Source organism: Subdoligranulum sp. DSM 23681 (assembly GCF_057005535.1).
In genome coordinates this window covers 13,553-28,657 of the sequence record NZ_CM168050.1, presented here as the reverse complement: position 1 = coordinate 28,657, position 15,105 = coordinate 13,553, and the positions used below count along the sequence as shown (strand labels likewise).

The 15,105-nt window shown below is 55.0% G+C and carries 11 protein-coding genes; 10 read left to right on the top strand and 1 reads right to left on the bottom strand.

The window, feature by feature from the left end; translation table 11 throughout:
* Nucleotides 1–2: 2 nt before the first annotated feature.
* The 10 genes from uvrA (at nucleotide 3) to aguB (ending at nucleotide 14,693) form a co-directional block, all read left to right on the top strand.
* Nucleotides 3–2,915: an excinuclease ABC subunit UvrA gene (gene uvrA / locus AC127K_RS00125; RefSeq protein WP_483721130.1), complete on the top strand. Its 2,913-nt coding sequence runs from the start codon at nucleotides 3–5 to the stop codon at nucleotides 2,913–2,915.
* Nucleotides 2,916–2,972: 57 nt separating this feature from the next.
* Nucleotides 2,973–3,635, top strand: coding sequence for a putative immunity protein (locus tag AC127K_RS00120; protein WP_483721129.1), 663 nt, complete (start codon nucleotides 2,973–2,975; stop codon nucleotides 3,633–3,635).
* 60 nt (nucleotides 3,636–3,695) lie between these two features.
* On the top strand, nucleotides 3,696–6,215 hold the full coding sequence (locus AC127K_RS00115) for a hybrid sensor histidine kinase/response regulator (protein WP_483721128.1): 2,520 nt from the start codon (nucleotides 3,696–3,698) through the stop codon (nucleotides 6,213–6,215).
* A gap of 47 nt (nucleotides 6,216–6,262) precedes the next feature.
* Entirely contained in the window at nucleotides 6,263–7,459 is a 1,197-nt protein-coding gene (locus AC127K_RS00110) for an aldo/keto reductase (RefSeq protein ID WP_483721127.1), read from the top strand.
* A gap of 443 nt (nucleotides 7,460–7,902) precedes the next feature.
* Complete coding sequence (locus tag AC127K_RS00105) at nucleotides 7,903–9,357, top strand: aminotransferase class I/II-fold pyridoxal phosphate-dependent enzyme (protein ID WP_483721126.1); 1,455 nt, start codon at nucleotides 7,903–7,905, stop codon at nucleotides 9,355–9,357.
* Nucleotides 9,358–9,368: 11 nt separating this feature from the next.
* Nucleotides 9,369–10,223 carry a polyamine aminopropyltransferase gene (speE, locus tag AC127K_RS00100; RefSeq protein ID WP_483722204.1) on the top strand — a complete coding sequence of 285 codons (855 nt, stop codon included), beginning with the start codon at nucleotides 9,369–9,371 and terminating at the stop codon, nucleotides 10,221–10,223.
* Nucleotides 10,224–10,266: 43 nt separating this feature from the next.
* Nucleotides 10,267–11,529, top strand: a complete 1,263-nt coding sequence (locus tag AC127K_RS00095) for a saccharopine dehydrogenase family protein (RefSeq protein ID WP_483721125.1) — start codon at nucleotides 10,267–10,269, stop codon at nucleotides 11,527–11,529.
* The gene (gene nspC, locus AC127K_RS00090; protein ID WP_483721124.1) at nucleotides 11,529–12,677 is read left to right on the top strand and encodes a carboxynorspermidine decarboxylase; all 1,149 of its coding nucleotides are present in this window, start codon (nucleotides 11,529–11,531) and stop codon (nucleotides 12,675–12,677) included. Before AC127K_RS00095 ends, nspC begins: the two co-directional genes overlap by 1 nt.
* A 26-nt stretch (nucleotides 12,678–12,703) precedes the next feature.
* The gene (aguA, locus tag AC127K_RS00085) at nucleotides 12,704–13,786 is read left to right on the top strand and encodes an agmatine deiminase (RefSeq protein ID WP_483721123.1); all 1,083 of its coding nucleotides are present in this window, start codon (nucleotides 12,704–12,706) and stop codon (nucleotides 13,784–13,786) included.
* Between the two features lie 19 nt (nucleotides 13,787–13,805).
* Nucleotides 13,806–14,693, top strand: coding sequence for an N-carbamoylputrescine amidase (aguB, locus tag AC127K_RS00080; protein ID WP_483721122.1), 888 nt, complete (start codon nucleotides 13,806–13,808; stop codon nucleotides 14,691–14,693).
* Between the two features lie 67 nt (nucleotides 14,694–14,760).
* Here the strand turns inward: aguB and AC127K_RS00075 are convergent, their stop codons facing one another.
* Nucleotides 14,761–15,057, bottom strand: a complete 297-nt coding sequence (locus AC127K_RS00075; protein WP_483721121.1) for a hypothetical protein — start codon at nucleotides 15,055–15,057, stop codon at nucleotides 14,761–14,763.
* Between the last annotated feature and the right edge of the window lie 48 nt (nucleotides 15,058–15,105).

The window sequence follows — 15,105 nt, the reverse complement described above, 5'->3', positions numbered from 1 at the left end:
CGTTGAGTCCTTCAAAAAAAATTGAGATTGATGCCAACCAGCGCATTGTTATCAAGGGGGCGCGGGAGCACAATCTGAAAAATGTGAACCTGACACTGCCGCGCAACAAGCTGATTGTTATGACGGGGCTGTCTGGGTCCGGCAAATCCAGTCTGGCTTTTGATACGATTTATGCCGATGGTCAGCGTCGGTATATGGAGAGCTTGTCCAGCTATGCCCGCCAGTTTTTGGGTCAGATGGAAAAGCCGGATGTGGACGAGATTACCGGTCTTTCCCCGGCAATCTCCATTGACCAGAAGACCACCAGCCACAATCCCCGCTCTACAGTGGGCACCGTCACGGAAATTTACGACTATTTGCGCCTGATGTATGCCCGCATCGGCATCCCGCACTGTCCCATCTGTGGGCGCGTCATTTCCCAGCAGAGCGTGGATGAGATGGTGGATGAGGTGCTGAAACTGCCGGATCGCACGCGGTTTCAGATTCTGGCCCCGGTGGTGCGCGGCCGTAAGGGCACCCAGGCCAAGGAACTGGATGCTGCCCGCCGTGCCGGCTATGCACGGGTACGCATCGACGGCAATATGTATGATCTCGAGGAAGAGATCAAGCTGGAAAAGAATATCAAGCACACGGTGGAAATCGTAGTCGACCGCTTGTCCATCAATGATTCCGTCCGCAGCCGTCTGGCCGATTCCATCGAGTCTGCCCTGGCCCTGACAGGGGGCCTTGTTACGGTGGATGTGATCGGTGGAGAGCCGATGACTTTCAGCCAGAACTATGCCTGTCCGGAGCACGGCTTTTCCATCGAGGAACTGAACCCGCGCATGTTCAGCTTCAACAATCCGTTCGGCGCCTGCGAAACCTGCACCGGCCTGGGCACTTTCATGAAAGTGGATCCTGCCCGCATTATTCCGGACAAGCGCAAGTCCATCCGGGAAAGCGCCATCAAGGCCAGCGGCTGGTATTATGCCGAAGGTTCTGTGTCTGAAATGTACTACAAAGCCCTGGGCAAGAGATATGGCTTCACGCTGGACACGCCGGTCAGGGACATGAGCGAGGAAGCTGTCCATGCCATTCTGTATGGTACCAATGGAGAAAAAATCGAACTGCAGCGTGAAAACATGTTCGGCTCCGGGACCTATTATAATGAATTCGAAGGTATTGTTCCCAATCTGGAACGGCGGTTCCGGGAAACCAGCAGCGAGTGGGTCAAAGAAGAGATTGCACTGGTCATGTCCAGTGAGGAGTGCCCCACCTGCCATGGCCGGCGTCTGAAGCCGGCCAGTCTGGCTGTCACGGTAGGCGGCATCAATATTGCGGATTTCTGCGATATGAGCGTGCAGCAGGAACTGGAATTCATCCAGAACGCTAAGGTCTCAGAGCGGGACGAGATGATCGGCGCGCCCATTTTCAAGGAAGTACGGGAGCGGTTGGGATTCCTCAACAGTGTGGGACTGGGATATCTGACCCTGTCTCGCGGCGCGGCATCCCTGTCCGGCGGTGAAAGTCAGCGCATCCGTCTGGCCACACAGATTGGCAGCGCACTGACCGGGGTGCTTTATGTGCTGGACGAACCCAGTATCGGTCTGCATCAACGGGACAACGATAAGCTGATCGCTACCATGAAGCGGCTTCGGGATCTGGGGAACACCCTGATCGTGGTAGAGCACGATGAGGATACCATGCGGCAGGCAGACTTCCTGGTGGATGTGGGCCCTGGAGCAGGTGTGCATGGCGGTGAGATCGTGGCCGCCGGCAGTGTGGCAGACGTGTGCAAGGCCAAACGGAGCATTACAGGGCAGTACCTGTCCGGACGCAAATTTGTGGAGGTCCCGGAAAACCGCCGCCCTGGCAATGGCAAGTTTTTGCGCGTGGTAAAGGCCCGGGAAAATAATCTGCAGAATATTACGGTGGATTTCCCCTTGGGCAAGATGGTCTGCGTGACAGGTGTGTCCGGTTCCGGCAAATCCACCCTGGTCAATGAGATTCTGTACAAAACCCTGGCTGCCGCCATGAACGGTGCCCGCAGCCGTCCCGGCCAGTGTGATGAGGTGCAGGGAATGGAATGGGTGGATAAGGTCATCGGCATCGACCAGTCTCCTATCGGACGTACGCCCCGTTCCAACCCAGCTACCTATACGGGGGTCTTCAGCGATATCCGCACCTTGTTTGCCAATACCCAGGACGCCAAAGCTCGTGGCTATGGACCCGGACGCTTCAGCTTCAATGTCAAGGGCGGGCGCTGCGAAGCCTGTGAGGGCGGCGGTATCCTGCAAATCGAAATGCATTTCCTGCCGGATATTTATGTGCCTTGTGATGTGTGTAAAGGCAAGCGCTACAACCGTGAGACCTTGGAAGTGCATTACCGGGACAAAAACATTTCGGATGTGTTGAACATGACGGTGGAGGAGGCCTGCGTCTTCTTTGCCAACCAGCCCAAGATTGCCCGCAAGCTCCAGACTCTGCAGGAGGTCGGCCTTGGATATATTGAATTGGGGCAGGCAGCCACGACCCTGTCCGGCGGTGAGGCTCAGCGTGTCAAGCTGGCCAACGAGCTGGCCCGTCGGGATACCGGGCAGACGGTGTATATTCTGGATGAACCAACCACCGGTCTGCATGTGGCTGACGTGCATCGTCTGGTCAAGGTTCTGGACAAACTGGTGGATGCCGGCAATACGGTTATCGTGATCGAACACAACCTGGACGTGATCAAACGGGCCGATTATATTATCGACCTGGGGCCTGAAGGCGGCAGCGGCGGCGGACTGGTGGTTGCCACCGGCACACCGGAAGAAGTCGCCGAAAATCCGGCGTCTTTCACCGGACAGTACCTCAAGCCGGTGCTGGAGAGAGCCAGACAGCTGCAGCAGGCGGCGGCTGTGCCACGCAGCAAGACCAAAAAGGCTGAATCGTAACCATGGTATACAAATTCCCCGGATGGCTGGCAAAGCAGTCCGGGGAATTCTTGTAAGATGACAGATCGCTTTTGGGACCGGACAAATTGTATGCACAGTAAGGGGCGTTTCTGGCTTTGTACGATAAATTTGCTTGCATCCTGGAATAGCCTCCTATACAATAAGAACCGTAAGTATGCAGATGCAGAAAGGTGGAAATCCGCCATGCCGAAGTTGCGAAAGACCCTGGGAGACATTCAATCTGAGACATGCCGCAGTCTTATGCGGCTCATAGAAACACAAAGTAAGACCACGCTGGCCAGATGGGCTATCGGATATGCGCGGGAACGGTACCTTCCGATTTGCCAGGAGACCTGTCCAGGACTGTGGGAGATTGTTTCCCAATGCCAGGACGCTGTGGAACAGAAACAGCCTGTGTCACACTGCAAGAGTCATATACGGTTGGCCGCTGATATGGCACGATGCTGTACCGGTGCCGCCGAGCAAGCCGCGGCACGGGCGGTTGCAGTGGCTTGCGCCACTATGCAGACCCCGTCCAACGCATTGGGATTTCTGTTCTACGGAGCAGCTGCGGTGGCCTATGCAAGCGGCGGACTGGATCGCAGCGGAGAAGAATACGAAGAGATGGCAGCTGCGGAACTGGAACATGCCTACCGCTCTCTTTCTGCCTGCTCCGTTCCGGAGGAAAAGCGTCCGGTCAGGATTGTCTGGAATTGCTGAAAGAGACACTGACAAGATTGCAGGTCAATCAATGTATCCGTACGGGGAGAAGGATATAAAATGGAAATGCAGGGAATCAAGAATCATGACAGAACCCTGTGGCTGAATATTGCCTTGATTGTGGCATTTTTTGCAGTTATGTCACTGGGAATCTATCTGGTGCGGGATAAGCTTCTGTATAATGCCAATGAAATGGGCAACAACCTGGCACAAAGTTATTCCAGCGAAGAAGAGACACGGATCTCCATCTATGAAATGTTCCTGACTATGTGTTCGCTGTATACGGATACATCCATTGATAATGATGATCCGGCACAATCCATGCAGCAGGGATTGGACGAATATACACAATACATGTCCCAGGTACTTGGTGCGGACATCATCGACCCATATGCTGTTGTGGATGGTAAAATTGTGGCTGCCAATCCCTGGGAGGGCAACGAAGATTACGACTATACCCAAAAGGAATGGTACACAAACGCACTGGCCGCCGATGGCAAAATCGTTTTTACGGATGTATATGTGGATGCAATCACCGGCAAACGGCTGGTGACCTTGTCGGTGAAACTGCACGGTGAGGGAAACGTTCTTGCCTTTGATATCCTGATGGATAATTTTCACACCCTGAAGAACAAAATAGAATTGCCGGAGGGGAGCGCCTACTATCTGTTTGATAATAGCGGGACCCTGATTTATCTTACCGGCGGGTACAGTCTGGAAGATGAGGCCGTGCAGCAGTATGCCCAGAAACTGTTGGAAGGTGTGCGTGATAGGTCGTTTGAAAGCCACACTGCCTCTATTCGCGGGCTGGACGGTGAACAGCAGAGAATCTACTATTATGAGATGAGCAACGGCTGGACTTCCATCGTGACCTTTTCCTTGCGGCAGATTTTGTATAGTACAAATAACAGCACTTCCATGTATCTGCTGTCCGGCATCTTTCTGATTTTTCTGGTGGCAGTCATCGTTTCCATTCTGCGGGAATACGCTGAAAAGCGGAGGGTGAAATATATCTCCGATACATTGCAGATATTGGGTGATACCTATTACGCCATCTACCGCATCAATTTTGAGACGGGGACTTATGCAACCATCAAATCCGCCCCCGATCTGGCAGATCCATTGGGGCAAAGCGGCAAATACGAACATTTGCTGCACACACTGTCTCTTGTGGTGGAAGACAACACCTATGAGGAGTTCAAGAAAAACTTTACACTGGAAAATATCCGAAAACTGATTCACTCTCATATCTATGAGTATGGGGGAGACTATCAGCGCCGCTTTTTGCAAGGCCGCAAGTGGGTTTCGATCAAGATCGTGTATAACAAGGGACTTGGTCTGAACGAAGTCATCATGTGCTTCCGTGAGATTGACGTGAAGAAGAAAAAAGAACTGCGTCAGCACGAATTGCTGGAACAGGCTCTGGAAAATGCCAAGCGAGCCGCCAGCAAAAAGACAATGTTTTTCTCCAACATGTCTCATGACATGCGCACACCCCTGAATGCGATTTCCGGCATGACCAAACTGGCAAGGCAGCATGCCCAGGATCCGGCAAAGGTGCAGGAATATCTGGACAAGATTGACACGTCCAGCCGTCAGCTGACAGCTCTTGTCAATGATATTCTGGATATGGCCCGACTGGAACAGGGCGGCCAGAGTACCCTGAATTGCCAGCCTATGGATCTGGTGCAGTGCGTCAACGAGACAGCAGGGCTTTTCCGGGAGCAGGCGCAGCAGGAGGACCGCCGCTATGAGGTGCTGGTGGATGTGCAGGACCGTATGGTAAATGCTGACGCGTTCCGTCTGAACCAGATACTGAATAATCTTCTTTCCAATGCATTCAAATATAGCCGCCCAGGAGACCGTGTCCGACTGGAACTGCGTCAGGCTGCCCGACGGGAAAGCCGAGGACAGTACCAGATCATTGTAGAAGATACCGGGGTGGGAATGTCGGAAAGCTTTCTGGAACACATTTTCGAGCCCTTTGCACGGGAAACCGTATTTGCTCCTACCAAAGCTACCGGAACAGGGCTGGGTATGCCCATCGTAAAGGGGCTTGTACAGCAGATGAGCGGAGAAATCACGGTGCAGAGCAAGCTGGGAGAAGGGTCTCGCTTTGTGGTTTCTCTGCCACTGCAGATCGTGGAGGAACCTGTGCCGGAACAGCCGTCCCTGGATGAGGTGGAGCCGTTTACCATGGAAGGCAAACGTATGATCGTGGCCGAGGATAATGAGCTGAACATGGAAATTACCAGTGAATTTCTTTCCATGATGGGAGTGGATGTGCTGCAGGCCTGGAACGGCCGGGAGGCCGTGGAGCGCTTCTCTCAGGAAAAAGAGGGAAGCGTGGATGCCATCCTGATGGACATGCAGATGCCGGAAATGGACGGATGCACTGCCTGCCGGAAAATCCGTGCCATGCAGCGCGCGGATGCCGCCAAAGTGCCCATTATTGCGGTAACGGCCAACGCATTTGCCGAAGACATTGCCAAGACCACCGAAGCCGGTATGAATGCGCATATTTCCAAACCCATTGATTTCAAACTTCTTTCTGACCTGCTGCAGAAATTGGCGCAGTGACAAAACAAGCTGATCATCGTATGTTATACAGGAGAACTTGAGCCGTTATGCAATATCGAAAGGACAAGGCCGGACATCCCGTTTCTATTCTGGGCTATGGTTGCATGCGTTTTACCAAAAAGGGAACTTCTATCGACCTGGACAAGGCCGAAAAAGAGATTCTCCATGCCATTGAACAAGGTGTCAATTATTTTGACACTGCCTATATCTATCCGGGCAGTGAAGCGGCTTTGGGAGAAATCCTGGCCCGCAACCATTGCCGGGACAAAATCCGCATAGCCAGCAAGCTGCCCCAGTATCTGGTCCGCAGCGGAGCGGACCTGGAACGCTATTTTTCCGAACAGCTTCGCCGCCTAAAAACCGATCACATCGACTATTACCTGATGCACATGCTCACTGACGTGGAAAGCTGGCACAAGCTGGAAAAAGCCGGAGTCAAGGAATGGCTGGGTGAAAAGCGGCGCCTGGGGCAGATCGGACAGGTAGGCTTTTCTTTTCATGGCAACACGGCCATGTTCTTGAAGCTGCTGGATGTGTATGACTGGGATTTCTGCCAGATCCAGTACAACTATCTGGATGAAAACAGTCAGGCTGGTCGGGCAGGTCTGCAGGCAGCGGCTGCCAGGGGATTACCGGTCATTATCATGGAACCGCTCCGTGGCGGCAAGCTGGTGAATCTGCTTCCGGAAAAGGCTTGCAGCCGGTTCGCTAACGATAAAAATGGCTGGTCTGCGGCTGAATGGGCCCTGCGCTGGCTTTGGGATCAGCCGGAGGTGACCTGCGTCCTTTCCGGCATGAACAGCCTGGAAATGCTGGACGAAAATTGCCGCATTGCTTCCGAGGTAAAGGCCGGCGCTTTTACCGACCATGAAGCGGAAGTGCTGCGGGCTGTCAAAGCAGATATTGAGGCAAAGGTCAAGGCCCCCTGCACCGGCTGCGACTATTGCATGCCATGCCCCAAGGGAGTGGACATACCGGGCACCTTCCGCTGCTATAATTCCATGTATACCGAAAACGCCTGGACCGGGCGACGGGAATATTGGCAGGTGGTTTCCCTGCGTCTGGAACCAGCGTTTGCTACCCAGTGCGTGGAGTGCGGAGCCTGTGAGCAGCACTGCCCCCAGCATCTGCCGATCCGCAGTCTTCTCAAACAGGCGGACAAGGAACTGCGCCCCTGGCCGTACCGTGCAGCATCCTGGGTGGCACGGAAATATCTGTTCGGAAAAACCGGTCAGACAAAATAAATGTCAATTGCTTGACAAGCAAAAAATCCATGATAAAATAATGGCAGTGTGAGTGGTGCTTTGCTACCACCATGCAAATAGATTTGGCCGGACGCATACCATCGCGTCTAAAGCTCATCGGACAGGGCTGGCCGCTGCCGCGTGTGATGTAAAGGCATCACAACATTATTGAACGGGCCGTATGCCCGGAAATTTTATAAGTTGGTCACTTTGAATAACCCCGTGCGGATGCACACCACTTGTGAAACGTCAATAAGAGTAGCAGAGCAGCCAGACCTATTTGCTGGAAAACTCTAAGTACGGATCAGACAACATCCCTATGCCTGTTCCCTGTCTATGGGGCAGTCATGAGTTTGCGTTGTTTTTCACAGGCAGTGTGCCCAGACCGGCACACTGCCTTTTTGTTTGCCGGCCGCAAAGAAGAACAGGAAAGAGGGATGGTCTTGGACCGGGAACGTCAAAAAAAAGCGCCTATTTATGAGGCGCTGGAAAAATTTCGCCGTCAGCGGGTGGTCCCCTTTGATGTGCCGGGGCACAAACGGGGCCGGGGAAATCCGGAACTGGTAGAACTGCTGGGGGAGCGCTGCGTCGGCATCGATGTCAACTCCATGAAACCGCTGGATAACCTGTGCCATCCGGTTTCTGTCATCAAGGAGGCAGAAGAACTGGCCGCCGATGCCTTCGGCGCTGCCCATGCCTTCCTGATGGTGGGAGGTACCACCAGCAGTGTGCAGAGCATGATTCTCACCGCCTGCAAGCCTGGGGACAAGATCATCCTGCCCCGCAATGTGCACAAAAGCGCCATCAACGCCCTGGTACTCTGCGGCGCCGTGCCGGTGTACATTGACCCGAAGGTGGACAAGCAGCTGGGCATTCCCTTGGGAATGGAAGTAGGCGACGTGCGCGCAGCCATTGAGGCAAACCCAGATGCCAAGGCTATTCTGATCAATAACCCTACTTATTATGGCATCTGCTCGGACCTGCGCTCTCTGGTCAAGCTGGCCCATGAGCATGGCATGCTGGCTCTGGTGGATGAGGCGCATGGGACCCATCTGTATTTCGGGCCGGCACTGCCCATCAGCGGTATGGCGGCAGGAGCCGATATGGCTGCTGTATCCATGCATAAATCCGGTGGCAGTCTGACCCAAAGTTCCATGCTGCTGTGCGGGCCGGGGGTCAATGCCGGGTATGTGGGTAATATTATCAACCTGACCCAGACGACCAGCGCTTCCTACCTGCTGATGTCCAGTCTGGATATCAGCCGCCGGAATCTGGCCATGCGCGGAGCCGAAAGCTTTGCCAAGGTGGAGGATATGGCGGAATATGCCCGCCGGGAGATCAACGAGATCGGCGGCTATTACGCCTATGGGTCAGAGCTTATCAACGGCGGCAGCATCTACGATTTTGATGTGACCAAACTGGCGGTCAACACCCGAGGCATCGGCCTGACCGGCATTGAGGTTTACGACCTGCTGCGGGATGAATATGACATTCAGGTGGAGTTTGGTGACCTTTCCAACATGCTGGCATACATCTCCATCGGTGACCGCATTCAGGATATTGAACGTCTGGTGGGGGCACTGGCAGATATCCGTCGCTTGTATGCCAAGCCCAAGAGTGATATGTTCACGGCGGAATACATCACGCCCAATGTGGCAGCCACCCCCCAGCAGGCTTTTTACTCCGAGAAGGAGAGCCTGCCTTTGCGTCAGACTGCCGGACGTATCTGCAGTGAGTTTGTTATGTGCTATCCGCCGGGAATTCCCATTCTGGCCCCGGGCGAGGTCATTACCCAGGAAATTATTGATTACATCGAGTTTGCCAAGGAAAAGGGCTGCTCCATGCAGGGCCCTCAGAGTGAGGATATTTCGGAACTGAATGTGTTAAAGGAGGGATAACCTTGCAGGAAATGGACTACTGGTTCGGTGAACTGCACACAGCCAACGTCAAGACCTGCATCCGGGTGGAACGCCAGCTGTACAGCGGTACCAGCGATTTCCAGCGCATCGATGTGTTTGACTCGCCGGAATTCGGGCGGTTCCTCACATCGGACGGCAGTGTGATTTTCTCGGAAAAAGATGAGTTCACCTATGATGAAATGATCGTTCATGTGCCTATGGCAGTGCACCCGGACGTGAAGCGGGTGCTGGTCATTGGCGGCGGTGACGGCGGCGTGGCCCGGGAGCTTTCCCACTACCAGGAGATCGAAGTTATTGATGTGGTGGAACCGGACAAGATGTTTGTGGATGTCTGCCGCAAGTTTTTCCCGGATAACTCCTGCGGCCTGGACGACATCCGGGTCCGGGTTTATTACGAGGACGGGCTGCGGTTTTTGCGCGGTAGGGACGACGAGTACGATCTGATCATCAACGACTGTACCGACCCGCTTGGCCATGCGGCAGGGCTGTTCACCAAAGAGTTTTACGGCAGCTGCTACAAGGCTTTGCATGAGGACGGTATCATGGTATACCAGCATGGGAGCCCGTTCTTTGATGAAGACGAAGAAAGCTGCCGTGCCATGCACAAACGCGCGTACCGTTCTTTCCCCATCAGCCGGGTATATCAGGCACATATTCCGACCTGTCCGGCGGGATACTGGCTGTTCGGATTTGCCAGCAAAAAATATCATCCGCTCAAGGATTTTGATCCAAAGCGCTGGAACAAGCGCGGGATCAAAACCTGGTATTACACCACTCATCTGCACCGCGGAGCCTTCATGCTGCCCCGCTATGTGGAGGAATTGCTACAGGAAGAGGAAGATTGACCTTGTGTCAAAATATCCTGGAAACAAAAAAGGAGAGTTTACCATGACCAAACTGCTTGTTATCGGCTGCGGCGGCGTGGCCAGCGTGGCCATCCAGAAATGCTGCCAGAACCATGAGACCTTCGGTGAATTGTGCATCGCCAGCCGGACCGTTTCCAAGTGTGACGCTTTGAAAGCCAAGCTGGAAGCTGCGGGTACCCCCGTCAAGATCACCACCACCACCGTCAATGCTGACGATGTGGAGGACGTGAAGCGGGTCATCAAGAACTATGGCCCCGACCTGGTCCTGAACGTGGCACTGCCGTACCAGGATCTGACCATCATGGATGCATGTCTGGCATGCGGCGTGCATTATGTGGACACTGCCAACTACGAGCCTGAAAATACCGACGATCCCGCTTGGCGCGCTATCTATGAGAAACGCTGCAAGGAAGAAGGCTTTACCGCTTATTTCGACTACAGCTGGCAGTGGGCTTACGCCAAAAAGTTCCAGGACGCCGGCCTGACCGCCATTCTTGGCTCCGGTTTTGACCCGGGTGTTACCAGCGTCTTTACTGCCTATGCCATGAAGCACTACTTCGATGAGATTCACACCATCGATATCCTGGACTGCAACGGCGGCGACCACGGTTACGCCTTTGCCACCAACTTCAACCCCGAGATCAATCTGCGGGAAGTTTCTGCCAATGGCAGCTACTGGGAAGACGGGCACTGGGTAGAGACCAAGCCCATGGAAATCAAGCGGGAGTACGATTTCCCCCAGGTGGGCAAAAAGGATATGTACCTGCTCCATCACGAGGAAATCGAAAGTCTGGCCAAGAATGTGCCCGGGGTCAAGCGTATCCGCTTCTTCATGACCTTTGGCCAGAGTTATCTGACCCACATGAAGTGTCTGGAAGATGTGGGCATGCTTTCCACCAGCCCCATCAATTTTGAAGGACACGAGATTGTTCCCATCCAGTTCCTGAAGGCTCTGCTGCCGGATCCGGCCTCCCTGGGCCCCCGCACGGTGGGCAAGACCAACATCGGCTGCATTTACACCGGTGTGAAGGATGGCAAGGAACGGACCATCTACATCTATAACGTCTGTGACCATCAGGAATGCTATAAGGAACTGGGCAGTCAGGCCATCAGCTACACCACCGGTGTGCCTGCCATGATCGGCACTGCTCTGGTAGCCAATGGACAGTGGCGCAAGCCCGGCGTGTTCAACCTGGAAGAGATGGATCCGGACCCGTTCATGGAAATGCTCAACCAGTACGGGCTGCCCTGGGTGGTGGATGAAGCCCCCGCTACGGTGGAATGATGGAGCGGCTGGCAAGCACGGAGCTGGGGCTGCGTACCCCGGTTTATGTAGTGGACGAAGCGGCACTGGTGCAGAATCTGTCCATCCTGCAAGGTGTACAGCAGCGCACCGGTTGCCATATCCTCCTGGCGCAAAAGGCCTTTTCCATGTTCCGGGTTTACCCGCTCATCGGACAATATCTGGCCGGCGCTACCGCCAGTGGCCTGTACGAGGCACGTCTGGCCCACGAGGAGATGCCCGGGAAGGAAAACCATGTGTTTTGTCCGGCCTATACGCCGGAGGAGATGGAGCAGCTGGTTAAAATCTGCGACCACATCAGCTTCAACTCTCTGGCGCAGCTGGAAGCCCATCGTGCCGTCTGGCAGGGGAGCCATGCCAGCGTTGGGCTGCGAGTCAATCCTGAGCATTCTACCCAGGAAGGCCATGCCATTTATGATCCCTGTGCTCCGGGCAGCCGCCTGGGTATCCGCCGCTGCGATTTTCCAAACACGCTGCCGGAAGGGGTGGAAGGTCTGCACTTTCATACCTTGTGCGAGCAGGATTCCGCCCCGCTGGTGGAAACCTTCCGGGCTTTTGAAGAAACATTCGGCAGCTTCCTGTCAGGCCTGAAATGGCTGAACCTTGGGGGCGGGCACCATATCACCCGCCAGGGGTATGACCTGAAAGCGCTGGAAGACCTGATTCTGTATATTCGGAAAAAGTACGGCGTGGAGGTTTATCTGGAGCCCGGTGAGGCCATTGCTCTGAATGCAGGTTCCCTGATTACCACCGTATTGGATGTGGTGCAGGCCAGTGACATGCCGGTTCTGATTCTGGATGCTTCTGCAGCCTGCCACATGCCGGATGTGCTGGAAATGCCCTACCGCCCTCCGCTGTTCGGCGCAGGGGAAGCGGGGGAGAAGCCCTGTACCTGCCGTCTGGCGGCGCGCACATGTCTGGCCGGGGATGTCATCGGCGAATACAGCTTTGACAAACAGCCCCAGGTGGGGGATCGACTGGTGTTCGGTGATATGGCCATTTATTCCATGGTCAAGAACAACACCTTCAATGGGATGCCGCTGCCGGATATCGCTTTACGCCATACCGACGGCCGCTGCGAGGTGGTCCGCCGCTTCGGTTACGAAGATTTCAAAATGCGCCTTTCCTGAACAATGGCCAGAAACGAGGTTTTTTCATGTCCGATTATCGCATGCCGGCGGAGTACGCCCCTCACCGCGGTACCCTGATGATCTGGCCGGTGCGTCCCGGCAGCTGGGGCAAGAATCCAGCCCGTGCACAAGAAGCCTTTGTGCGGGTATTTGAAGCAATTGCCGAGAGCGAAGAGCTATATATCCTCGCAGGCCCCGATCACCTGGAAGAAGCTCGGAGGGCGGTGGCGCATATCTCACGCGCCACCGTGCTCTGCATCGACAGTGATGATGCCTGGGCCCGGGACGTGGGGCCGACCTTTGTCCGCAGCGCAGAAGGCAGACTCAAAGGCATCAGCTGGCGATTTAACGCCTGGGGCGGTGCGGTGGACGGTTTGTACGCTGATTGGGACAAGGATGATGCGGTGGCTTCGGCTTTTTGCAAGGCGCTGGATCTGCCCTGCGAGGATGCGGCGCCGTTTGTACTGGAAGGCGGAAGCATTCACACCGATGGAGAAGGAACCGCGCTGGTGACCGAAAGCTGCTTGCTTTCCGCCGGACGCAACCCGGATATGTCCCGGGAGGAAATTGAAGAAGAACTGTGCCGTCGTTTGGGGGTACAAAAGGTCCTTTGGCTGCCACGGGGTATCTACAACGATGAGACCAACGAGCACGTGGACAATGTCTGTGCTTTTGTGGGGCCCGCACAGGTGGTCCTCGCCTGGACTGACAAGGAAGATGATCCGCAGTATGCGCTGTCGGCGGCAGATCTTGCGTACCTGGAAAATGCCACGGACGCCAAGGGACGCTCCCTTACCGTTTACAAGCTGCCCATTCCGGACCATCCGATTTTGTGCAGCGAGGAGGACTGCGCCGCTTATGAGTTTGCACCCGGGGAGGATGTACGTACCCCGGGCGAGCGTTTGGCGGCCAGCTATGTAAACTTTTATTTTACCAACAGCGCTGTGCTGGTACCTCAGTTTGGCGGCGAAAATGCCGAAAGTGATGCTCGGGCACTGCGCATTCTGCAATCCCTTTGCCCTGACCGAAAGGTCGTAGGTCTGCCGGCCCGGGAAATTTTACAGGGCGGGGGGAACATTCATTGCATTACCCAGCAGATTCCACAGTAACTCAGTAAGGAGGAAACCCATGCCTCAAACCATGGTAGCTGCCGTGCAGATGTCCTGCTCGGCTGACCCGGCCGAAAATATCGCCCATGCCGAGGAATTGGTCCGGCAGGCAGCCTCTCAGGGCGCGCAGATCGTGCTTCTGCCGGAACTGTTTGAACGCCCCTACTTCTGCCAGGAACGCCGGTACGACTATTATGCCTACGCCACGCCGCTGGCGGAAAACCCGGCGGTGCAGCGATTCTCCCAGGTTTGCCGGGAACTGGAGATCGTCATGCCTGTCAGCTTTTATGAAGCGGATGGCACCCGCTTGTTCAACAGTGTAGCCATGATCGATGCGGATGGCAGTGTGTTGGGCGTTTACCGCAAAACCCATATTCCGGATGACCATTATTACCAGGAAAAATTCTACTTCACCCCCGGCAACACCGGTTTCCGTGTTTTTGGAACCCGGTACGGCCGGGTAGGCGTCGGCATCTGCTGGGATCAGTGGTTCCCGGAAACCGCCCGTTGTCTGGCGCTGGCCGGAGCTGATATTATTCTGTATCCCACGGCCATTGGCAGCGAGCCGATCCTGGATGTGGACAGCGCCGGCCACTGGCAGCGCACCATGCAGGGACATTCGGCAGCCAACGTGGTGCCTGTGGCAGCAGCCAACCGGTATGGAGTGGAGGTTGTCAGCCCCTGTGCGGAAAACGGCGGCCAGCAGAGCGCCCTGCGCTTCTATGGTACCAGTTTCCTGACGGACGAGACCGGTGCGGTTCTGACACAGGCCGGCCGGGAGGAAGACGCCGTCCTGACTGCCTCCTATGACTTTGCGGCAAACCGGCAGGCTCGTCTGGAATGGGGCCTTTTCCGGGACCGGCGTCCTGAGTGTTACGGCGCCATCTGTGATCTGGATGAATTCTGATTTGTGATACAAAAGCCCTCATGTGCGGATATCTTCCGTACATGAGGGCTTTTTGCTGTAATACTACTCAGCGATCGGCTCTGGTGGCGCACTGGGGACCGCAGCTGCATTCCTTGATGGTGATGTGCATGGCACTGCAGCGGCTGTGGTCATTGTACCGACAGCCGGCATCATCACATCGGATGGAAGTCTCAGCGGCGGGCGGTACGTTGTCGGTACAGACATTGCCGTAAGCTTCATTGTTGCGGTAACTGCTGCACACCGAATCGGTGGAGCCGGTATGGTGTACGCTCACGCCGTCCAGGCAGCATCCGCCGCCCTTATTATGGCAACAGTCAGACTGGGAACAGTCCAGATAACACATTTTACAATCACCTCCATAAACAGAATGTCCGGACCTTGATTGGATTAT